This window comes from Thauera propionica (assembly GCF_002245655.1).
In the GTDB taxonomy this organism is placed as follows: Bacteria; Pseudomonadota; Gammaproteobacteria; order Burkholderiales; family Rhodocyclaceae; genus Thauera; species Thauera propionica.
The window spans coordinates 42,657-62,111 of sequence record NZ_NOIH01000002.1 but is presented as its reverse complement, the minus strand read 5'-3'; the positions used below and the strand labels follow the sequence as shown (position 1 = coordinate 62,111).

General features: G+C 67.8%; 18 protein-coding genes and 1 riboswitch. Of the genes, 6 read left to right on the top strand and 12 right to left on the bottom strand.

Going from position 1 to position 19,455, the window contains the following annotated elements:
- Window positions 1–17: 17 nt before the first annotated feature.
- The 7 genes from CGK74_RS00695 to CGK74_RS00665 are packed head-to-tail and all read right to left on the bottom strand — an operon-like array spanning window position 18 to window position 7,127.
- Window positions 18–791, bottom strand: a complete 774-nt coding sequence (locus tag CGK74_RS00695; RefSeq protein ID WP_094266528.1) for a polysaccharide deacetylase family protein — start codon at window positions 789–791, stop codon at window positions 18–20.
- A gap of 1 nt (window position 792) precedes the next feature.
- Window positions 793–1,863 (bottom strand): glycosyltransferase, encoded by a 1,071-nt coding sequence (locus tag CGK74_RS00690; protein ID WP_094266526.1) that lies wholly within the window; start codon window positions 1,861–1,863, stop codon window positions 793–795.
- A complete protein-coding gene (locus CGK74_RS00685) occupies window positions 1,860–2,948 on the bottom strand; it encodes a glycosyltransferase (protein WP_094266524.1) in 1,089 nt (362 codons plus the stop codon). The genes CGK74_RS00690 and CGK74_RS00685 overlap by 4 nt, the downstream gene beginning before the upstream one ends.
- Window positions 2,945–4,015: a glycosyltransferase family 9 protein gene (locus CGK74_RS00680; RefSeq protein ID WP_094266522.1), complete on the bottom strand. Its 1,071-nt coding sequence runs from the start codon at window positions 4,013–4,015 to the stop codon at window positions 2,945–2,947. The genes CGK74_RS00685 and CGK74_RS00680 overlap by 4 nt, the downstream gene beginning before the upstream one ends.
- Complete coding sequence (locus CGK74_RS00675; protein ID WP_094266520.1) at window positions 3,999–4,934, bottom strand: hypothetical protein; 936 nt, start codon at window positions 4,932–4,934, stop codon at window positions 3,999–4,001. The genes CGK74_RS00680 and CGK74_RS00675 overlap by 17 nt, the downstream gene beginning before the upstream one ends.
- Before the next feature lie 12 nt (window positions 4,935–4,946).
- Window positions 4,947–6,275: an O-antigen ligase family protein gene (locus CGK74_RS00670; protein ID WP_165770023.1), complete on the bottom strand. Its 1,329-nt coding sequence runs from the start codon at window positions 6,273–6,275 to the stop codon at window positions 4,947–4,949.
- A 24-nt stretch (window positions 6,276–6,299) separates the two neighbouring features.
- Entirely contained in the window at window positions 6,300–7,127 is an 828-nt protein-coding gene (locus CGK74_RS00665) for a sulfotransferase domain-containing protein (RefSeq protein WP_165770022.1), read from the bottom strand.
- Window positions 7,128–7,229: 102 nt separating this feature from the next.
- Here CGK74_RS00665 and CGK74_RS00660 point away from each other — a divergent pair, with 102 nt between their 5' ends.
- From CGK74_RS00660 to CGK74_RS00640, 5 genes are all read left to right on the top strand, one after another.
- Complete coding sequence (locus CGK74_RS00660; protein ID WP_094266514.1) at window positions 7,230–8,348, top strand: glycosyltransferase; 1,119 nt, start codon at window positions 7,230–7,232, stop codon at window positions 8,346–8,348.
- Window positions 8,345–9,454: a glycosyltransferase gene (locus CGK74_RS00655; RefSeq protein ID WP_094266512.1), complete on the top strand. Its 1,110-nt coding sequence runs from the start codon at window positions 8,345–8,347 to the stop codon at window positions 9,452–9,454. Before CGK74_RS00660 ends, CGK74_RS00655 begins: the two co-directional genes overlap by 4 nt.
- Window positions 9,451–10,548 carry a glycosyltransferase gene (locus tag CGK74_RS00650; RefSeq protein WP_094266510.1) on the top strand — a complete coding sequence of 366 codons (1,098 nt, stop codon included), beginning with the start codon at window positions 9,451–9,453 and terminating at the stop codon, window positions 10,546–10,548. The genes CGK74_RS00655 and CGK74_RS00650 overlap by 4 nt, the downstream gene beginning before the upstream one ends.
- Before the next feature lie 39 nt (window positions 10,549–10,587).
- Complete coding sequence (locus CGK74_RS00645) at window positions 10,588–11,250, top strand: sulfotransferase family 2 domain-containing protein (protein ID WP_004263223.1); 663 nt, start codon at window positions 10,588–10,590, stop codon at window positions 11,248–11,250.
- Between the two features lie 76 nt (window positions 11,251–11,326).
- Window positions 11,327–12,655, top strand: coding sequence for a UDP-glucose dehydrogenase family protein (locus CGK74_RS00640; protein ID WP_094266508.1), 1,329 nt, complete (start codon window positions 11,327–11,329; stop codon window positions 12,653–12,655).
- Window positions 12,656–12,697: 42 nt separating this feature from the next.
- On the opposite strand, the gene rfaE1 is transcribed toward CGK74_RS00640, so the two are convergent.
- From rfaE1 to cobU, 5 genes are all read right to left on the bottom strand, one after another.
- Window positions 12,698–14,011, bottom strand: coding sequence for a D-glycero-beta-D-manno-heptose-7-phosphate kinase (gene rfaE1, locus CGK74_RS00635; RefSeq protein WP_094266506.1), 1,314 nt, complete (start codon window positions 14,009–14,011; stop codon window positions 12,698–12,700).
- Window positions 14,012–14,078: 67 nt separating this feature from the next.
- Window positions 14,079–14,630: an alpha-ribazole phosphatase family protein gene (gene cobC, locus CGK74_RS00630; protein WP_094266504.1), complete on the bottom strand. Its 552-nt coding sequence runs from the start codon at window positions 14,628–14,630 to the stop codon at window positions 14,079–14,081.
- Between the two features lie 11 nt (window positions 14,631–14,641).
- A complete protein-coding gene (locus CGK74_RS00625) occupies window positions 14,642–15,448 on the bottom strand; it encodes an adenosylcobinamide-GDP ribazoletransferase (protein ID WP_094266502.1) in 807 nt (268 codons plus the stop codon).
- A 10-nt stretch (window positions 15,449–15,458) separates the two neighbouring features.
- Window positions 15,459–16,505 carry a nicotinate-nucleotide--dimethylbenzimidazole phosphoribosyltransferase gene (gene cobT, locus CGK74_RS00620; protein WP_094266500.1) on the bottom strand — a complete coding sequence of 349 codons (1,047 nt, stop codon included), beginning with the start codon at window positions 16,503–16,505 and terminating at the stop codon, window positions 15,459–15,461.
- Between the two features lie 61 nt (window positions 16,506–16,566).
- Window positions 16,567–17,115 carry a bifunctional adenosylcobinamide kinase/adenosylcobinamide-phosphate guanylyltransferase gene (gene cobU, locus CGK74_RS00615; RefSeq protein WP_094266498.1) on the bottom strand — a complete coding sequence of 183 codons (549 nt, stop codon included), beginning with the start codon at window positions 17,113–17,115 and terminating at the stop codon, window positions 16,567–16,569.
- Between the two features lie 92 nt (window positions 17,116–17,207).
- Window positions 17,208–17,449: riboswitch (cobalamin riboswitch) on the top strand.
- A 131-nt stretch (window positions 17,450–17,580) separates the two neighbouring features.
- Between cobU and CGK74_RS00610 the strand changes: the two genes are divergently transcribed.
- On the top strand, window positions 17,581–19,416 hold the full coding sequence (locus CGK74_RS00610; RefSeq protein ID WP_094266496.1) for a TonB-dependent receptor domain-containing protein: 1,836 nt from the start codon (window positions 17,581–17,583) through the stop codon (window positions 19,414–19,416).
- The last annotated feature ends 39 nt before the right edge of the window (window positions 19,417–19,455 follow it).

Below are 19,455 nucleotides of genomic sequence, written 5' to 3'. Positions count from 1 at the left end.
CGGCGCGATCGACCTGCCTACCGATTGCCTGCGGCGCTGAAGCTGCTGTCCGGCCGCCTGATCGGTGCCTGCTTGGGCGTGTTCTTCATGTGCAGGCGCCACCACAGGCCGATGAGGTTGTCGCCCCAGGACACGGCCTTGCGTGGCAGGGTCAGCGGGTCATCGTCGGTCGTGGCGGGCGCGCGCACGCAGGTGGTTGCACACTGGTAGCCGGCTTCGGCCACGGCTTCGACCGCGCGCATGTCGTGGCTGCCGTAGGGGTAGCAGAAATGCGTGACCGCGGCGCCGAGCACGTCTTCCAGTTCGCGCTTGGAGCGGGTGACTTCCTCGCGGATGCGGTTCGTGTCCTGTTCGGCCAGCTTGACGTGGGTGGCCGAGTGCGAGCCGAAGTCGATGCCTTCGCGATGCAGCTGGCGCACGCGTTCGGCGCTCATCAGCGGCGGGGTGTCGCGGCCGTCCTTGGCGAACCAGCTCGAGGGCTGGCCGAGCAGCCCCGAGATCAGGTACACCATCGCCGGGAAACCGTGCTGTTTCAGCACCGGGAAGGCGTACTCGTAGAAGTTCTCGTAGCCGTCGTCGAAGGTCAGCGCCACCGCCTTGGGCGGGACGGGCGCCTCGCCGCGCAGGCAGGCCAGCACCTGGTCCATCGACAGCACGGTGTAGCCGAAGCGCGCCAGAAAGGCCATCTGGCGGGCGAAGCGGCGATGGTCGCAGTAGGTCGAGCGGTGCGCCTTCATCGGTGCGAACTCGCCGACCTGGTGGTACATGAGGATGTTGATGCCGTTGCTCATGTCAGCGATTGTCGAGCAAATGGGCGTAGAGCGCACGGTATTGTGCGATCACCGCGGCCTCGGAGAAGTCGCGCTCGATGCGGGCGAGGCCGTTCGCCACCATCTGTCGTTGCAGGCCGGGGTTGCGGATGACGTGTTCGATGCCGGCCGCGAGTGCTGCGCCATCGTCGCACGGGACGACCCAGGCGTCTTTGCCAGGCCGGGTGATCTCGCGCGCGCCACGGAAGGCGCTGGCGACCAGCGGCTTGCCGTAGGCCCATGCCTCGAGGATGACGTTGCCCAGGGTCTCGGCGTCGCGCGAGGGGAACACCACCATGTCGGCGACGTGGAACCAGGGTGCCGGATCATGCTGCCAGCCCGCCCACAGGATGCGATCGGCCACGCCCGCCTGGCGCGCCTGCTCGGCAAGGGGCGCAGCCAGGTCGCCGTCGCCCAGGACCACCAGCCGCAGGCGCTGGCCGTCGATCTCGGCGGGCAGGCGGCTGAGCGCGTCGACCAGGTAGCGGTGTCCCTTGACGTCGATCAGCCGCCCGGCGGTCACCATGACCCAGTCTTCGGGCTGCACGCCGATGCGCTGGCGCAGGGCATGCAGTTCGTCCGCGGCCACCGCACGGGCCGGATCGGCGAAATTGGTGATGTGGAACACGCGCTCGGCGGGCAGGCCACCCTGGATCATCCAGTCGCACAGGCCCTTGGTGTTGCCGATCCAGGCATGGGCGTGGCGGAAGGGGGCGAGCTTGTAGTAGCCGCCAAGGCGGGACACATGGACCTTGCCGCGGCCGCGCTTGAGATGGGTGAGGCGGGTGGCGCGACCCATGTAGGTCTGCACGATGGGCGCGTCGCTGCGGGCGATGAGCCGCGACACGGCATGGCGCGAAAACGGATCCCAGACGGTGCGGAACGGCAGCTCGTGATGCGGAATGCCGGCGAGGTGATGCTGGGCGAGTTCGGACCCGCGTCGCACCACAGCCTCGACTTCCTCGCCCTGGCGCAGCATGGCGGCGAGGAAGCGCGTGAACCAGCGCTCGGCGCCGCCCATGTGGGTGCTGCCGATCATGTGCAGCGATTTCATCGGTGTTCCTCCAGGACCTTGCGGTAGATCGCGAGGTTGCCGTCGCACATCGCCTCGGTCGAGAACTCGCGCAGCACCAGGGCGCGGCCGGCTTCGCCCATGCGGGCGCGCAAGTCCGCATCGCCGAGCAGGCGGTTCATGGCTGCGGCCAGGGCCGGGACGTCGCCCGGCGGGATCAGGAGGCCGTTCTCGCCATCGCGCACGGCCTCGGGCATGCCACCGGCCCGGCTCGCGATGATCGGCACCCGCGCTGCCGAGGCCTGCAGCAGCGACACGCCCAGGCCTTCCATGTCGGCCGGGTGGGCCAGCAGGTCGAGGCAGCCGAGGATGTCGGGCAGGTTGTCGACGAAGCCCATCAGGCGGACCGTGCCGGCGAGTCCCCCGTCCGCGATGGCCTGGCGCAGTTCCGCCTCGAGCGGGCCGCGTCCGAAGACCAGCACCTGCAGGTGGGGGTGGTGGGGCAGGACGTCCTTCAGCGCCGCGAGCAGGTGGCGATGGCCCTTGCGCGCGATCAGCTGCGCGACGATGCCGACGAGCAGGGTGTCGGCGGGCAGCCCGAGTTGCGCCCGGTAGCCGGCCTTGTCGTAGTCGATCAGGTAGGGCGCCGGGTCGACCGCGCTGCGCACGCAGGACACCCGGTCGGGTGCGAGACCCTCGGCCAGCAGCACGTCGCGGATCCCGTCCGAGATGGTGATGACGTGATCGTACAGCCGGTATTTTGCCGCCACCATCCAGCGTGCCTCGGGGTTGTCCACGCGGCGCGACAGCACGCAGGGCACGCCGGCCAGTCGGGCCGCCAGCCCACCCCACAGATCAGCACCGCGGCGGCTGTGGATGTGTACGAGGTCGGGGCGCTCGGTGGCGATCAGGCGGCGCAGGCGGAAGGCAAGGCCGATGTCGACGTCGCCCTTCATCGGCATCTCGAACACGCGGGCATGGGCGCCCGCAGCGCTTGCGATGTGGGCGCCGGTCGGGCAGGCGAGCAGGTTCTCCACGCCGCGCCGCGCCACACCCTCGAGGATGTAGAGCACCTGCTTGGCGCCGCCGTACAGGTGGCGGCCGGCCTCGACGTGCAGCACCTTCATGATGCATGTCCCACGCTGAGCACGGTACGGGCTTCGTCCATGACCCGGTCGGCGGTGATGTCGCGCAGGCAGGTGAAGGCGCCGTCGCAGGTCGGGCGGCGGCGGCAGGGCGAACAGGGAAGCCCGAGCCAGATCACGCGGCCGTTGCTGCGGCCGGTGTCGAGGTAGGGGCGGGTGGAGCCGAACAGCGCGACGGTGGGGGTGGCGAAGGCCGTGCCCATGTGGGTGAGTCCGGTGTCCACGCCGACCAGCAGGCCGGCATGGCGGATCAGCGCGGCCGCCTCGGGCAGGCGGGTGGCGCCGGCCAGCGAGATCACCCCGGGCGTGCTCCCGGCAATGCGCGCCGCGGCCTCGCGGTCCGCCGGGCCGCCGAGGATGACGGGTGTGAGCCCCAGTTCGTCACGCACCTTTGGCACCAGCGCCTGCCAGGCGTCCTCGAACCAGTGCTTCTGCGGTCGCGTGGTGAAGGGGGCAAACACGGCGAAGCGCTTCCGCGCCAGGCCTTGTGCCGCCATCAGCGCCTGCACCTTCGCCTCGGTATCGTCGCCGACGCACAGCCGCGGCAGGAACTCGCCGGCATCGAGGCCGAGCTGTTCGGCCAGGTAGCGGTACTCGGAACCGATGCGGCGCGCGATGCCGCCCTTGGGGACGCGCTCGGTCATCAGCCATTGGCTCCCCTCGCGCGAACCGAGCCCGATGCGGCGCGGTGCGCCTGAAAGCCAGGTCAGCAGGCCACTTTTCAGCAGGCTCTGCATGTCGATAGCGGTGTCGAAGCGCTTTGCCCGCAACAGGGCGCGGAATGCACGGATGCGTCGGAACAGCTCTCCGAACCGCCGCGCCTGCCAGAGCTGCTTCCACTCGCCCTTCGGCCACAGGATCAGCTCGTCGATGCAGGGGTCGGCCGCGAGCAGCTCGTGGATGCCCGGCTCGACCAGCCACGCTACATGCGCCTGCGGCCACGTGCGCTTGACCGCCGCAGCGAAGGGCGACGCGAAGACGACGTCGCCGATGGCGGAGGTGCGGACAATGAGGAGGCGCGCTATTGGCGCGTCAGACGGGATAGCCATGCTTTGCGAGGGGGAGATCGAGTTCCTCGGCGAGGAGGCGGTTCGACTCCCGGTAGGTGTCCTCGATGTGGCGAACGATGTCCGGGCCGAGGATATCGCGAGGTCGCGCGGGGCCACTGAAGAACGCGATGCGATCGAGTAGTGGGGCGACGACCCTGCCGCGCAGACGGTACATGCCTGGCACGTTGAAGAAGTAGTGCTTGTCGATGACGTTGCGGTAGGCGAAACGGTTCATCAGGCGTGAAACCCATAGGCTGAACTTCTTGTTCGACACGTTCAGTCGCGTCTTCGGGACCGCTTCCAGGTTTACCTCGAAGCCGAAGCGCTCGATGAAGCGCGTCATGAATGCTGCCTGGTTGCGGCTGAACTCTTCATACAGGAAGACGTGTACTCGCTCAGCGCCGAAGACCTCGCGGTAATGATTGATGAGCAAGCGGTAATCGTAGTGCTGAAACGCGAACAGCGGCGTTTTCTTCGGAGAGAAGCCGTGGGGGTCAAGGCTATCGAAGGGAAACAGGTAGCGGCGCGGCGAATGGGTTCCGCCTTCCTTGACGTACTGCTTGTAAACGGACCCGATCATTTCCGTCTGACTGCGGATGAAGATGATGATCTGTGCGTCGGGCAAAGTTGCCTTGATCCGGTGTGCAATTTCCTTCGACATGAAACCGAACAGGCCGCCGTTGTGCAGATTGCCCGAGAGCTCTTCCTCGCAGAGGATGAGCCCTTCCGCGGTGGGAATCTCCAGCCTGGCGAATGCAGCCTGAGGGTCGAACTGGAACGCGTGATCTTCTGTGAAGGCGGCGCGCGAGCGTTTCCGATGCACGTAGCTGTAGTTGCTCACTGCCGGATAGAAGATGCGCTGAAACCAGTTGGTGGCCGTCTTGTGATAGCCGATATGTACGAGGGTCGGGAGGGGCATTGCGCGGATTCGTCAGTGGGGGGCTGCGGGCGATTCGTTGCGAGCGTCATGTCGTTGGTGCTGCAGGGCAGCGCTGAGCGCAACCATGCCGGCCAGCGTAAGCAGGAACTGACCCGGCGTATTGTTCAGGCGGTACTGGAACAGATGGGCGACATGAAAAAGCGCCAGCCCGCCGAGGGTGAAGAAAGCATGTTCCGCCGCGGCAGCGCCGCTTCTGAACGACTGCCATGCCTTCAGCGCCAGTCCGGCCTGGATTGCATAGAAGAGCAGGGTGCCCAGCAGTCCGAGGCTCACGAGGAAATGCAGCGGCAAATTGTGGAAGTGGGGGAAGTTGCGGATCTCGGGGTTTTCGCTATTGCGCAGCAGCATCTTTGTGCTGCCGGGGCCCCAGCCGGTGAGGGGGTGTTGCTCGACGTTCGCGATCGCCTCATTCCACATCTGAAGGCGAGGGCCGATCGAGCCGTCCTTCACGTCGATCGAGTCTTCGTCAAGGATCTGCGCCAAGGCGGTGATCGCGCTGCCGGTTCGGGTTTCGAGGACGCCCCGACCGAGTGTCGAGGCGTAGAGCGCGACCAGTAAGACCCCAATGGCGAGCACCGCTAGCGCAACCCGCCGTTGCCGCTGAGAGAGCGCATGCCGGATGTAAAGGGGAGCGAGCGGAGGCAGCGCGAGCGCGGTTGCGACCCAAGCGGATTTCGAGCCCGACAGCACGAGCATCATGCTGCCGAGCAGGCAGAGTGCGAGCATGGACAAGGCAAATGGCCACCGCATGTGGATCGCAACGGACAGCCTGATGCAAGAGAGCAGGCCGAGCAGTGCGCCCCAGAATAGCACTCCCCCGAGAATGCCTGCCGCGTTCGGGCTCATGCCCATGGTGAATCTTGAAGAGTTGGCGACCTGCACCAGCGAAGACCACGCTCCCTTGTACGTTATCGTAAGCAGTAGTCCTACCGCTGCCAGTAGGAGAATGTGTGTCGTTCTTCGTCTTGGCTGCCCGTCATGCCTCAGCCAGTACGCGCCGAGGAGCAGGGGAGGGCCACTAGCTGCGAGAAGGTCAAGGACAGCGCGCCTTTGGTCGTCCGACGTCTGTGGGAAGGCCTGTGAGGCGATGACGGCGCCGATGGCCAGGTAAGCAGCGAAAGCTAACAGCAGCCAGAACAGGGGCTGTGAGCGCAGTGCCTGCCAGAAACTGCGCCACTGCAGCGCCGCGCCGATGGCCATGCAGAGCAGCGCGGTTTTCGCCGCCACGGTGCTGGGCATTGCACCCAGTGCGTACAGGTAAAGACCTGCAAGGCCGAGCAGGTCGGATGGCTTTGTCAGGCCATGGTTGCGTGCATCCATGGGCACACTCATCCGAGGCAAGGGTCAGGACCGCTCGGTCGCGGCTGCAGGGTTGGCTGCGTAGCCAAAGAATGGATCGAGAGCAGCGACGGATTCGTCCAGGAAGCGCAGATCTTCCGCTGAGAAACGTTCGCGGTAGCCGCCGACTTTGCCTGAGCGCACTTTGAAGGAGGATGGGTCACCCGGTACGCCAGGTTTGAGCATTCCGCGAGAGAAACCCCCACTCGCTTCCAAACGTTGCATGTTGTCGAACGAGGCGAACGCTACAGCCTCTTCAACCTGTTCGGGAGATGTGGTCGCAGTGCCGAGAAAGTCCACGATACGTCGCAACTCCGAAGCCGTGTCGCGACGGAGAGCTTCGTAGCTGACCCAAAGGCAGTTGGGGTGGCCTTCGAGACGCTTGCGCCATGCATTCATGACCGTGACGATGCCTCGGACGCCGCGTCCCTGAAGGCGCACGAACTCCTCGAGCGTGCAGTCAATCCGGTTGTTGGAGCGCTTCTGGTTCTGGAAATAAAGGGATACGGCGACGTCGCGTGGGTCGCGGTAAAGGACGATCACGCGCTTCTTGCGCAGGATGTCTGCCGGCACCAGAAATTTGCCGCGCAGACGCTCATGCCAGTTCGACAGAGCATGGTGCGACCAGTGCTCGTGTTCGTAGCCGATGCTCGGAATTCGCTGGTCAACGGCGTGCAGATCGTCGAGCGAGAAATCCGTGTTAAAGCGGAGCGAAAGATATTTGTTCAGCAAGACCCGCAACCAGGTCCTGCCGCTCTTGCCGACTGAAAGGACCAATACATCGGGGCGGCTGTAGCGCCACCGTCGCCGGCTGAGGTTCCAGGTAATGAGCACGATTAAAATCCTCCTGGTCGTCGCGCGCGAGCCTGCGAGGCATTAGGCGAAGTGAAAAGCTTCACATGATAACATGCTCCCTTTTTAATCCCTTCAGGCCCAATGCGTCTTGCAATCTTCATGCCATCTTTCGGTGATGGTGGCGTCGAGCGGATGCTTGTCAATCTGGCGGGGGGGCTCGTCCAGCGCGGCGTGCAGGTGGACTTTCTGACTCGGAGCGGGCGGGAACCTTACCTCAACCGGCTCGATCCGTCCGTCCGGCTGATAGAGACGCGATCTTCTGGCCTCTGGTCAGTGCAGCCGGCGTTCTGCCGTTATCTGCGGGCGTCTCGCCCCGACTTCGTGCTTTGCGGCAAGGACAAGGCCGCCCGTGCTGCGTTGCTGGGTCGTCGCATCACAGGGGTGCCGTTCCGGCTGGTGATGCGTCCCGGTACGACGGTCTCCGAGCGTGTCGCCGGCCGCAACGCATTGAAGCGCTGGCGCGCATTTCATCTGATTCGCAGCACGTATCGCTCTGCTGCCGCTGTGGTCGGGAACTCCGAGGGAGTGGTCGAGGACATCGCCCGGATTGCGCAGGTTACGCCGGAGAAAATGCACCTGATCCGCAATCCGGTCGTGACGCCAGACCTTCTCCAGCAGGCCTCCGAGCCGTTGGATCATCCCTGGTTTGCGCGCGGAGAGCCTCCGGTCATTCTCGGTGTTGGCGGCCTGCGCCGGCAGAAGGGCTTCGATTGCCTCCTGAGGGCTTTTGCGTCCGTGCGGGGCGCTCAGTCCTGCCGCCTGATGATCCTTGGCGATGGGCACTTGCGCGACGATCTTCTCGCGCTCGCGGCCAGCCTCGGGGTGGAAGCCGATTTCGCACTGCCGGGATTTGACCCCAACCCCTACCGCTATCTCGCCCGGGCTGCGGTTTTCGTGCTGTCCTCGCGCTGGGAGGGGTCGCCCAATGCTTTGACTGAGGCGCTGGCGATCGGTGTGCCGGTTGTGGCTACCGATTGTCGCTCGGGACCGCGTGAAGTCCTGGAGGGCGGTGCGGTAGCCCCTCTGGTTCCAGTGGACGATGTAGAAGCGATGGCGGTCGCAATTGCTGGGGCGCTCCGCACACCTGGCGAGGCTGTACGCCGCAGGGAAGCCGTGCGCGAGTACACCGTAGAGACCTGCGCCCGGCGATACCACGAGTTGCTCCAACGCCTGCTGGCGGGCGGGGAGGCGCGCGCGTGAGCACCGATCTCGCCATCTTCGCGGCCACCTCCGGCCACAGCGGCGTCGATCGCGTGCTGCGCAATCTGGTGCCGGCGATTGCGCGTCTGGGCCTGCGGGTCGACGTGCTCGGCGTCGACGGACATGGGCCTAGGTTCGATGCGTTGCCCGACGGCGTCCGTCACCTGCCGCTAGGCGTGAGTCACGTGAACACGGCGATTCCGGGTGTGGTCCGCTACCTGCGCCGCGAGCGGCCGCAGGCGATGCTGTCGGACAAGGACCGCGTGAACCGCGCGGCCTTGTTCGCGCGCTGGATGGCGCATGTGCCCACGCGGGTCGGGGTGCGCCTCGGCACGACGGTGTCGGTCAATCTGGCGAGCCGCGGCGCCTTCGAGCGTTGGCTGCAGCGCACGTCGATGCGCTGGATGTATCCCGCGGCTGAAGCCGTGCTGGTACCTTCGCGCGGGGTGGCCGACGATCTCGCGGCCTATACGGGCCTTGCACGCGATCACATCCGCGTCGTCCCGAGCCCGATCATCACCCCGGCGATGACCGCCAAGGCGGCAGAGGCCGTCGAGCATCCGTGGCTGGGCGCCGGCGAGCCGCCGCTGATCCTCGGCGTCGGCGAACTTTCCGAGCGCAAGGATTTCGCCACCCTGTTGCGTGCCTTCGCCCGCGTGCGTGCGCAGCGCCCCTGCCGCCTGCTCATTCTCGGTGAAGGCCGCCGCCGCGGGGAGCTGGAGAAGCTGGCGGTCGAACTGGGCGTGTCGGCCGACGTGGCGCTGCCCGGCTTCTGCTCCAACCCCTATGCGTGGATGTCGCGCGCGGCCGTGTTCGCGCTGACCTCGCGCTGGGAGGGGATGCCCGTGGTGCTGATCGAGGCGCTGGCGCTGGGGGTGCCGAGCGTGGCGTGCGACTGCCCGAGCGGGCCGCGCGAGGTACTGGAGGGGGGCCGTCATGGTCCGCTGGTGCCGGTGGGCGCTGTCGATGCCTTGGCGGCGGGCCTGCTGCGGCAGCTCGACGCGCCGACCTCCGCCGCGGCGTCGCGCGCCGCGGTGCAGGGGTACACGGACGAATCCAGCGCCCGCGCCTACCTTGCCGCGCTTGGCTTCAGGGAGTTCCAATGAGTCGTCTGGCGGTGTTCATCTCGTTCTCTGGCGAGGGTGGCGTCGAGCGCATGGTGCTGAACCTGATCGAAGGGTTCGCCGCGCGCGGCGTGCAGGTCGACATGCTCGCGATCCGTGCCGACAGCGCGCATCTCGGCACGCTGCCGCCCGGGGTACGCCTAATTGACCTCGGTGTGCGCCATAGCGGGCTGGCGGTGTGGCCGCTGGCGCGCTACCTGCGCGAGAGCCGGCCCGATGCGCTGCTCGCTGCCAAGGACAGGGCGATCCGGGCCGCGGTGATGGCGCGCCGCCTTGCCGGCAGCACGGTGCGCATCGTCGGCCGGCTCGGCACGAACCTGTCGGCTGCGCTCGAGGGGCGTTCGGGCGTTGCCCGCTGGTTGCGTGTGGCGCCGATGCGCCTGCTCTACACCTCGGTCGATCGTGTGGTGTGCGTATCGGATGGCGTGCTCGAGGACACGATGCGCCTGACCGGCCTGCCGCGCGAGCGCCTGCAGGTGATCCGCAATCCGGTGGTGACGCCGCGCCTGGCCGAGCTGGCGGCGCAGGTGGTCGACCACCCGTGGTTCGGCGACCGTGCGCAACCCTTGATCCTCGGCGCCGGCCGGCTCACCGAGCAGAAGGACTTCCCGACCTTGGTGCGTGCCTTCGCCCGCCTGCGGCGTCAGCGCCCGGCGCGCCTGGTGATCCTCGGCGAGGGCCGCCACCGGGGCAGACTGGAGGCGCTCGCCGCGGAACTCGGCGTGGCCGCGGACGTTGCGCTGCCGGGATTCACGCCCAACCCTTATGCGTGGATGGCGCGCGCCGACCTGTTCGTGCTGAGTTCGGCGTGGGAGGGATCGCCCAACGTACTGACCGAGGCGCTGGCGCTGGGTACGCCGAGCGTGGCGACCGACTGCCCGAGCGGACCGCGCGAGGTGCTGGCCGGCGGTCGTTTCGGCCCCCTGGTGGCCGTGGGCGACGCCGATGCATTGGGGGACGCGATGGCGCGTACCCTCGATGCGCCCTTGCCGGCCGATGCGTTGAAAGGCGCCGTGGCGGCCTACAACCGCGATGCGTCGGCGGCCGCCTATCTCGAGGCCCTCGGCCTGGTGTGAATGCTCGGCCCGCGGGTTGCGGGTTGTGGAGATGCCTGAATGCTCTTGTCGCTGAAGTACAACTTCCTGTTCGTCCACATTGCCAAGACCGGCGGCACCTCGGTGCGCGATTCCCTGCGTCCGCTGCGGCTGCGCGATCCGTGGTACCCGGTGCAGTTCCTGTGCTCGCGCCTGTCGGCGCTGTCCGGTCATCGCCTCGGCATCAAGTTTCCGCGTCACTCGAAGATCATCGCCGCCAAGGAGATGCTGCCGGCCGAGACCTTCGACACGCTGTTCAAGTTCGTCTTCGTGCGCAACCCGTGGGACCTGCAGGTCAGCTCCTTCCATCACATCCGGCGCGAGCGGCCGCACCTGATGAGCCATATCGAGACCTTCGACCAGTTCATGCGCTGGAAGCTCGATCCGGAGCGACCCTACCAGTTCCACGTCGATACCAGCATCGAACTGCAGAGCGATTACGTCATCGACCTGCACGGCAAGGTGCTGGTCGACTTCATGGGGCGCTACGAGAACCTGGCTGCGGACTTCGACGAGGCCTGCCGTCGCATCGGCGTGAAGCCGCCGGCGCTGCTGCACAAGCGCCAGGCCACCGACCGCAAGAAGGACTACCGCAGCTATTACACGGACGAGCTGGCCGAGATGGTGGCACGCCATTTCGAGCCGGACATCCGCATCTTCGGCTACCGTTTCGATCCCGAATGAGCCCCTTGCCGGACATCGGCGGGTAACATCGCCGGGTCATGAATCCAACCGTTTTCTTCTTCCTACGTCGCCCATCATGAAACTCACCATCTTCGGTACCGGCTATGTCGGCCTCGTCACCGGCGCCTGCCTCGCGGAAGTGGGGCACCGCGTCGTCTGCATCGACATCGATCAGCGCAAGATCGACAACCTCAACCGCGGCGTGCTGCCGATCTGGGAGCCCGGCCTCGAGGCGATCGTCGAACGCAACGTTGCCGAGGGCCGCCTGCGCTTCACGACCGACACCGCGCTGGCCGTCAAGCATGCCGAGATCCAGTTCATCGCCGTCGGCACGCCGCCGGACGAGGACGGCTCGGCCGACCTGCAGTACGTGCTGTCAGTGGCCGAGAGCATCGCCCGCAACATGGACGGCTACCGCGTCATCATCAACAAGTCGACGGTACCGGTGGGCACGGCAGACAGGGTGCGCGCGCGCGTCGAGCAGGTGCTGGCCGAGCGCAAGGCGGAGGTGCCGTTCGACGTCGTCTCCAACCCGGAATTCCTCAAGGAAGGGGCGGCCGTCGGCGACTTCCTGAAGCCGGACCGCATCGTCATCGGCACCGTCTCGCCGCGCGCGCGCGAACTGATGCGCGAGCTGTACGAACCCTTCAACCGCAACCATGAGCGCACGATGTTCATGGACGTGCGCAGCGCCGAGCTGACCAAGTACGCCGCGAACGCGATGCTGGCGACCAAGATCAGCTTCATGAACGAACTGGCCAACATGGCCGAGATCCTCGGGGCGGACATCGAGGAGGTGCGCAAGGGCATCGGCGCCGATCCGCGCATTGGTTACCACTTCATCTACCCGGGCTGCGGCTACGGCGGGAGCTGCTTCCCGAAGGACGTGCAGGCGCTCGAGCGTACCGCGCAGCAGATCGGCTACGAAGCGCCGCTGCTGAAGGCGGTGGAGGCGGTCAACAATCGGCAGAAGCAGGTGCTGTTCGCCAAGCTGGCGAAGCATTTTGGCGGGCCGGAGGCGCTGCGCGGCAAGACGATCGCGGTGTGGGGGCTGTCCTTCAAGCCCAACACGGACGACATGCGCGAGGCGCCGAGCCGCACGCTGCTCGAAGCCTTGTGGCAGGCGGGTGCGAAGGTGCAGGCCTTCGACCCGGTGGCGATGGAGGAGACGCGCCGCATCTATCCCGAAGGGCCGGCCTTCAGCCTCGCCGCGGACAAGTATTCGGCGCTGGATGGCGCCGACGCGCTGGCGATCTGCACCGAGTGGCAGCAGTTCCGCGCGCCGGATTTCGACGAGATCCAGAACCGCCTGCGCGCCAAGGTCATCGTCGATGGCCGCAACCTCTACCACCCCGAGCGCCTGCGCAGCGAGGGCTGGACCTACTACAGCATCGGCCGCGTCTGAGCACGCGGCGCTGCATGCCGGCGACTGGTCCGTCCCGAAGGATCAGCCGCCGGGCAGCACGACCACTTCGGCGGTCGTCTGCGGCATATTCCCGGCGTGGGTGGCCGGCAGGGCGATGAGGTCGGGCTGAAGGGTCTGCAGCAGGGCGTGCAGTTCCGCCGCGTCCCGGGCCGCCACCACCCAGTCGACGATGCGCAGTGCGGGCAGCAGTCCGGCGCCGGCGTCGTCGGCAAGCGGCAGCGCCAGCAGCCGGTCGCCACGCGCGGCGGCGGCTTCGAGGTAGGCGAGACGCTGCGTGTCGAAGGGGGTGAAGGGGCCGACCGCCACCACCGTACGCTCGCCCAGGCGGCGCGCGGTGGCGATGGCGTCGCGCGCTTCGGCGGCTTCGATCAGGCCGCGCGGGCGCGGGGCGTGTGCGTTCAGTTCGGCGCGCAGTTCATCCACCGACACGGTGGCCGTGCCGAGCTTGCCGACCACGATGCTGGCCGCGAGGTTGGCCAGTGCGGTGGCGTCGCGCAGCGACAGGCCGGCGGCGAGGCTGCAGCCCAGTGTGGCCGATACCGTGTCGCCGGCGCCGGTGACGTCGAACACTTCGCGCGCATGAGCTGGCAGGTGCCAGGCGGGCTGGCTGCGCTGGATCAGCGTCACGCCGCGCTCGCTGCGGGTGATCAGCAGTGCTTCCAGTTCGAGATCCGCGCACAGCCGGGTGCCGCGTTCCACCAGTTCTGCGTCGTCTGCGCACGGGCCCACGATCGCCTCGAACTCGGCAAGGTTGGGCTTGACCACCGTGGCACCGCGGTAGCGGCCGAAATCGTGGCCCTTGGGGTCGACGATCACCGGCACGCCGCGTTCGCGCGCCAGACCGATCAGGGCCTGGGTATCGCTCAGCGTGCCCTTGGCGTAGTCCGACAGGATCATCGCCTGCACGCCCTCGAGTGCGTCGTGCGTGGCCGCGGTAACGCGTGCCGCGTGACGTTGGGCGAAGCGCTCCTCGAAGTCGAGGCGGATGAGTTGCTGGTGGCGGCTGATGACGCGCAGCTTGGTGATGGTGGGCGCATCCGCAACGGTCTGGAGCCGGCACTCCACGCCACGGGCGGCAAGGCGCTCGGCGAGCAGGCGCCCGGCTTCGTCCTCGCCGACGAGCCCGACGAGGCGGGCCGTGCAGCCGAGCACTGCGGTGTTGAGCGCGACGTTGCCGGCGCCGCCCGCGCGCACCTCGTCATCGCGTACCTGCACCACCGGTACCGGCGCCTCGGGCGAGATGCGCGCGGTCGCGCCGTGCCAGTAGCGGTCCAGCATGAGATCGCCCACAACGAGCACGCGGGCGTTGGCGAATTGGGGCAGCGCTGAAAGCATGGGCGGACCGAAAGCGGTGGAAGCGCCGGATTATCCCACGAAGCGGCGTGCCGTCAGGCGCACCGGCTCAGCGATTGAACCACCGCAGCACCACGCCCCAGTTCTCCACGTCCAGCCGCGTCACCTGCCCGCAGCCGAAATCCAGCCCCAGCCAGCGCTCGGGCGGCAGGCCGAGCAGGTGGCCGGCGATGGCGCGCAGCGGGCCGCCGTGGGCGACGATCACCACCGGCTCGTCGGGGGCGGAAAGCTGCAGGTCGCTGAGCCAGTGCAGCACGCGGGTCGTCATCTCGCGCGCGGATTCGCCACCCGGTGCGCGGAAGCCGAGCGGGTCGGCGGCCCAGTCGTCGATGGCGGTGCCGATGGCGCTGAACGTGCGCCCTTCCCATTCGCCGAAGTGGATCTCCTTCAGGCGCGCGTCCAGTCGCGGGGTGCCGAGTTCCTCGGCCAGCAGCCGGGCGCGCATCAGCGGGCTGGCGTGCAGCGCGAAGCGGCCGGGCAGCAGCGGGCGCAGGCGGGTTGCGACCTCGGCGGCGGATTCGGCCAGGCCGATGTCGTGCTGGCCGTAGCAGATGCCCGGCTCGATTGCCGGTCGCGGGTGGCGGATGAGGTGCAGTTCCATGGCGGGGCGTCCTATGCGGCGGCCAAGGCAGCGAGGCGCGGGGCGGCGAGCAGGCCGAGGTAGGCGGCGAGTTCGGCTAGTTGCTGGGTCGCGCCGAGCAGGTCGCCGGTGTAGCCGCCCAGCCGGCGCACGAAGAGGCGGGCGGCCCAGACGGTGACGGCGACCACGGCGACCAGTGCGCCCAGCGCCTCCGAGGGTGCAAGCAGGGCCAGCGGCAGCAGGCCGCAGGTGCCGGCGATGGCGAGCTCCATCGGCGTCAGGCGGCGGGCGAGCTGCCTGGACTTGGCGCTGTCGTCCTGGCGCACGTAGGGCAGCAGGTGGATGAGGCTGGTCGCCGCCAGGCGTGACAGCGGGTGGGCGACGAGCAGCGCGGCGGCGACGCCGGCCGCGGTGCCCTGCGGGGCAGTCGCGCCGAGACGGGTGAGTTCGATCAGTGCCGCCGCCTTCGCCATCAGCATCAGCACCATGCCGATGGTGCCGTAGCTGCCGATGCGCGAGTCCTTCATGATCGCCAGCACCTGCGCCTTGTCCCAGCCGCCGCCGAGGCCGTCGCAGCTGTCGGCGAAGCCGTCCTCGTGGAAGGCGCCGGTGAGGCGGATCGTCACCGCCATCGACAGGATCACCGCCAGCGAGGCCGGCAGGACCAGCGCGAACACCGCGTAGCTGGCCGCGCCGACGGCCCCCACCACCCAGCCGACCAGCGGAAAGAAGCGCGCTGCGTGGTTCAGCCGCTCGGGCGACCACGGCACCCAGGCCGGCACTGGCAGGCGGGTGAAGAAGCCGAGCGCGGTGAAGAACAGTTCGAGCTGGTAGCGCATGCCGCGTGCTTCAGCCCTGATCGCTGACGCCGGCCGACTCGAAGCTCGCCATTTCGTTGAGGAAGCTCACGGCCGCCTGCACCAGCGGCCAGGCCAGCGCGGCGCCGGTGCCTTCGCCCAGGCGCAGGTCCAGCGACATCAGCGGCTCGGCCAGCAGATGGTCGAGCTGGACGCGGTGGCCGGGTTCCTGCGAACGATGGGCGAACACGCAGTAGGGCAGCACGTTCGGGTCGATGGCGTGCGCGACCAGCAGTGCCGAGGTGACGATAAAACCGTCGATCAGGACCAGCATCCTGCGTTCGGCGGCGCCGAGCATGGCACCGGCCATCATCGCGATCTCGAAGCCGCCGTATTCGGCCAGCACCGCCAGCGGATCGGCCGGCCGGTCGCTGCGCTCCAGCGCCTGCTTGAGCAGGGCGCGCTTGTGGATGAGGCCGGCGTCGTCCAGCCCGGTGCCGCGGCCGGTCACGGTGTAGAGGTCGGCGCCGCGCTCGGCGCCGACCAGACAGTGCGTCAGCAGCGAGGCCGACGCGGTGTTGCCGATTCCCATCTCGCCGAAGCCGACGCAGTTGCAGCCGTTGTCCGCCAGCGCATGCGCGATCTCGCGCCCGCGCTGCAGGGCTGCATCGCGTTGTTCGGCGCTCATCGCCGCTTCTTCGATGTAGTTCGCCGTGCCCGGTGCGATCTTGGCGTCGATGAGGCCAGTGCGCTTGCCGAAGTCGTGATTGACCCCCGCGTCGACGACCGTCAGCCCCAGCCCCATCTGCCGGCTGAAGACGTTGATTGCCGCGCCGCCGGCCAGGAAGTTCTCCACCATCTGCCAGGTCACGTCCTGTGGATAGGCGGACACGCCCGCGCGTGCCGCGCCGTGGTCACCGGCGAAGACGACGATGTGCGGCTGGCGCAGTTCGGGCGTCAGCGTCTGCTGCACGAGGCCGATCTGCAGCGCCAGCGGCTCGAGCCGGCCGAGCGCACCGAGCGGCTTGGTCTTGCGGTCGATCTTGTGCCGAAGCTCAGTGGCAATCGTCTGGTCGGGCGGGGTGATGGCGTAGTCCATGGGGCGAGACTCCCGGGAAGTCGGTGTCGGGGCCGCCGCGGCGGCCGGATAGGGGGCGAGTTTAGTCCTGCTTCAGCACCAGCGGCAGGCCGGCGGCGACGAACACTACGCGCGGACACAGCGCGGCGACCGCCTGGTTGAGCCGGCCGGCCTCGTCGCGGAACAGGCGGCCGAGCGGGTGCTCCGGCACCAGGCCGAGGCCGACTTCATTGGCGACCAGGATGATGCGGCCGGGCAGTTGCGGCAGGGTCGCAAGCAGGGCGTCGCGCTGCGCGCGAAACAGGGGCAGGGCTTCGGCATCCGCACCGGGCGGCAGGCTGTCGGCGTCCGCCAGCAGGTTGCTCAGCCATAGCGTCAGGCAGTCGACCAGCAGGCAGCGGTCGGGGGCGGCTTCGCGCCGCAGGGTGTCGGCGAGCGCCACTGGCGTCTCTACCGTGCGCCAGCCCGCGGGTCGGTCGGTCTGGTGACGGCGGATGCGGGCCGCCATCTCGTCGTCCAGCGCCTCGGCGGTCGCGATCACCGTCACCGCCAACCCGGATTCGGCCGCGCGGCGTTCGGCCTCGCGGCTCTTGCCCGAGCGCGCGCCGCCCAGGATCAGCTCGCATGTCATTGTTCTTATGACTCCTGTCTTCAAAGCGGACTGTCATTTATTGCAGTGCACGATACCCGCCCGTACGGTATCATCCGCCCCCACTGCCCCGGAAGGGGCGGCGCGTTATCGGTGCCCACGGGCGATTCTCGCCCAGGGTTAAACGGGAAACAGGTGCGCGGACCATCCTCTGCTTGATGGCCGCAATGCCTGTGCTGCCCCCGCAACGGTAAGTGCGCGCAAGGCGGATCACGCAGCCACTGGGAGGACGACTCCCGGGAAGGCGATCCACCCGTCCGGCCCTGTGGCCGGTACAGCGCACGAGCCCGGAGACCGGCCGGAACGCGAAATGGCGGATGTGCCGCGGGGTGGCGGCGACGGGCGCGGTTTGTCTTGCTCTCTTCGGTTCTCCCCTGCTCGCGGTGCGTCCATGTGAAGTTGCCATGACGTGCGGGGACGCGCGCCATGGCGCAGGGAGTTCCGACAATGAAGATCCGTGTTTCCGCGCTCGTCTCCGCGTGTGCGCTCGCTTACCCGTTTGTTCCGGCCCAGGCCGACGATACTCAACTCGGCCACGTCGTCGTCACGGCCACCCGCCAGCCCATCAGTGCCGACGAGGCGCTTGCCAGCGTCGACGTGATCGACCGCGACGAGATCGCCCGTGCGGGCAATGCCACCCTGGTCCAACTGCTGGCCGGTCGTCCCGGTGTGCAGGTGACGAGCAATGGCGGTCCGGGCTCGAGCAGCAGCGTCTATATTCGCGGCGCCAATTCGGGCCACACCCTGCTGCTGATCGACGGCGTGCGCGTGGGGTCGGCGACCAGCGGCTCGCCCACGCTCGAGAACATTCCGCTCGAGCTCATCGATCGCGTCGAGATCCTGCGTGGCCCGGCAAGCGCGCTCTACGGCTCGGACGCGATCGGTGGCGTGATCCAGGTGTTCACGCGCAAGGGCCGCGAGGGCTTCCAGCCCAGCGTACGCGCAGGCATTGGTACCGACGGCGCACGCACGCTGGGTGCGACGCTGGCGGGCGGGGTCGAGCGGCTGCGCTACAGCGTGTCCGCGGGCAATGAACGCAGCGATGGCATCGATGCCAAGCCCAAGTCGACGCGCGGCAGCGATCGCGACGACGATGGTTTCCGCAACGAGTACTTCAGCGGCTCGGTGTCGCTCGGTTTCCGCGACGCCGACGAGATCGGCCTGACCGTGATGCATTCGGACATGCGCAACTGGTACGACAACGCCAAGGTGTTCGACTCGTATCTGGACAAACGTACCGATGCGCTCGGACTGCACATGCGCAACCAGATCACCGCCGACTGGACCAGCACCATGCGCTTCGGCTATGGCGCCGACGAGTCGCACAACAACTCGGATCGCAACGCCAAGTCCACGTTCGAGACCGAGCAGCGGCAGTTCACCTGGCAGCACGACATCGCCCTGGGCGTCGGCTCGCTGCTGGCCGCCTATGAGTACCTCGAACAGGAAGTTGATTCGACCTCCGACTATGACAAGACCCGCCGCCATACCAATTCGGTGTTGCTCGGCTGGAGCGGGCAGTTCGACCGGCATCACGTGCAGGTCAACGCCCGCCATGACGAGGATTCGCAGTTCGGCAGCAAGACCACCGGCACATTGGCCTATGGCTATCGGCTGACGCCGGAGTGGCGTGCGCATGCCAGCATCGGCACGGCATTCAAGGCGCCCACGTTCAACGACCTCTACTTCCCCTTCAGCGGAAACCCGAACCTGAAGCCCGAGGAAGCACTGAACCGCGAGGCCGGCCTGGTGTGGGAGCGCGACGGAACGAGCCTGAGCGCGACCTACTTCAACAACCGCATCAACAACCTGATCGCATGGGCGCCGGTGGATCCGGCCGACCCGATGGGCAATTGGGCGCCGGCCAACGTGGCGCAGGCGTCGATCCAGGGCGTCGAGCTGGCCGCCAGCGCGATGCTGTGGGACTACCGCGTGCGCGCCAGCATCGACTTTCTCGATACCGAGGACGAGGCGACCGGCGACGAACTCGGCCGCCGCGCGCGCATCGGCGGTTCGCTCGGTATCGAGCGTGCCACCGGGCCGTGGACCTGGGGGGTGGAATGGAACGGGCAGGGGCGGCGGTATGATCGCACTCCGAACAGCCCGGCCAACCGCATGGGGGGCTACGGCCTGCTGAACGCCTACGTGCATTACGCGCTGGCGCCGGACTGGAGCGTGGAAGTGCGCGCCAACAACATCCTCGACAAGGACTACGAGCTTGCCCAGAACTACGGCACCCAAGGGGCGAATGCCTTCGTGGCCGTGCGCTACGCGATGCACTAAGCCGCGATGCTCGTCGCCACCGACCGTCCCCGTGTCGGC

Excerpts from the sequence above, each read along its gene's own strand:
- CGK74_RS00695 (WP_094266528.1), bottom strand. The coding sequence starts at position 791 with ATGAGCAACGGCATCAACATCCTCATGTACCACCAGGTCGGCGAGTTC.
- CGK74_RS00690 (WP_094266526.1), bottom strand. The coding sequence starts at position 1,863 with ATGAAATCGCTGCACATGATCGGCAGCACCCACATGGGCGGCGCCGAG.
- CGK74_RS00685 (WP_094266524.1), bottom strand. The coding sequence starts at position 2,948 with ATGAAGGTGCTGCACGTCGAGGCCGGCCGCCACCTGTACGGCGGCGCC.
- CGK74_RS00680 (WP_094266522.1), bottom strand. The coding sequence starts at position 4,015 with ATGGCTATCCCGTCTGACGCGCCAATAGCGCGCCTCCTCATTGTCCGC.
- CGK74_RS00675 (WP_094266520.1), bottom strand. The coding sequence starts at position 4,934 with ATGCCCCTCCCGACCCTCGTACATATCGGCTATCACAAGACGGCCACC.
- CGK74_RS00670 (WP_165770023.1), bottom strand. The coding sequence starts at position 6,275 with ATGGATGCACGCAACCATGGCCTGACAAAGCCATCCGACCTGCTCGGC.
- CGK74_RS00660 (WP_094266514.1), top strand. The coding sequence starts at position 7,230 with ATGCGTCTTGCAATCTTCATGCCATCTTTCGGTGATGGTGGCGTCGAG.
- CGK74_RS00650 (WP_094266510.1), top strand. The coding sequence starts at position 9,451 with ATGAGTCGTCTGGCGGTGTTCATCTCGTTCTCTGGCGAGGGTGGCGTC.
- CGK74_RS00645 (WP_004263223.1), top strand. The coding sequence starts at position 10,588 with ATGCTCTTGTCGCTGAAGTACAACTTCCTGTTCGTCCACATTGCCAAG.
- CGK74_RS00640 (WP_094266508.1), top strand. The coding sequence starts at position 11,327 with ATGAAACTCACCATCTTCGGTACCGGCTATGTCGGCCTCGTCACCGGC.
- rfaE1 (WP_094266506.1), bottom strand. The coding sequence starts at position 14,011 with ATGCTTTCAGCGCTGCCCCAATTCGCCAACGCCCGCGTGCTCGTTGTG.
- cobC (WP_094266504.1), bottom strand. The coding sequence starts at position 14,630 with ATGGAACTGCACCTCATCCGCCACCCGCGACCGGCAATCGAGCCGGGC.
- CGK74_RS00625 (WP_094266502.1), bottom strand. The coding sequence starts at position 15,448 with ATGCGCTACCAGCTCGAACTGTTCTTCACCGCGCTCGGCTTCTTCACC.
- cobT (WP_094266500.1), bottom strand. The coding sequence starts at position 16,505 with ATGGACTACGCCATCACCCCGCCCGACCAGACGATTGCCACTGAGCTT.
- cobU (WP_094266498.1), bottom strand. The coding sequence starts at position 17,115 with ATGACATGCGAGCTGATCCTGGGCGGCGCGCGCTCGGGCAAGAGCCGC.
- CGK74_RS00610 (WP_094266496.1), top strand. The coding sequence starts at position 17,581 with ATGAAGATCCGTGTTTCCGCGCTCGTCTCCGCGTGTGCGCTCGCTTAC.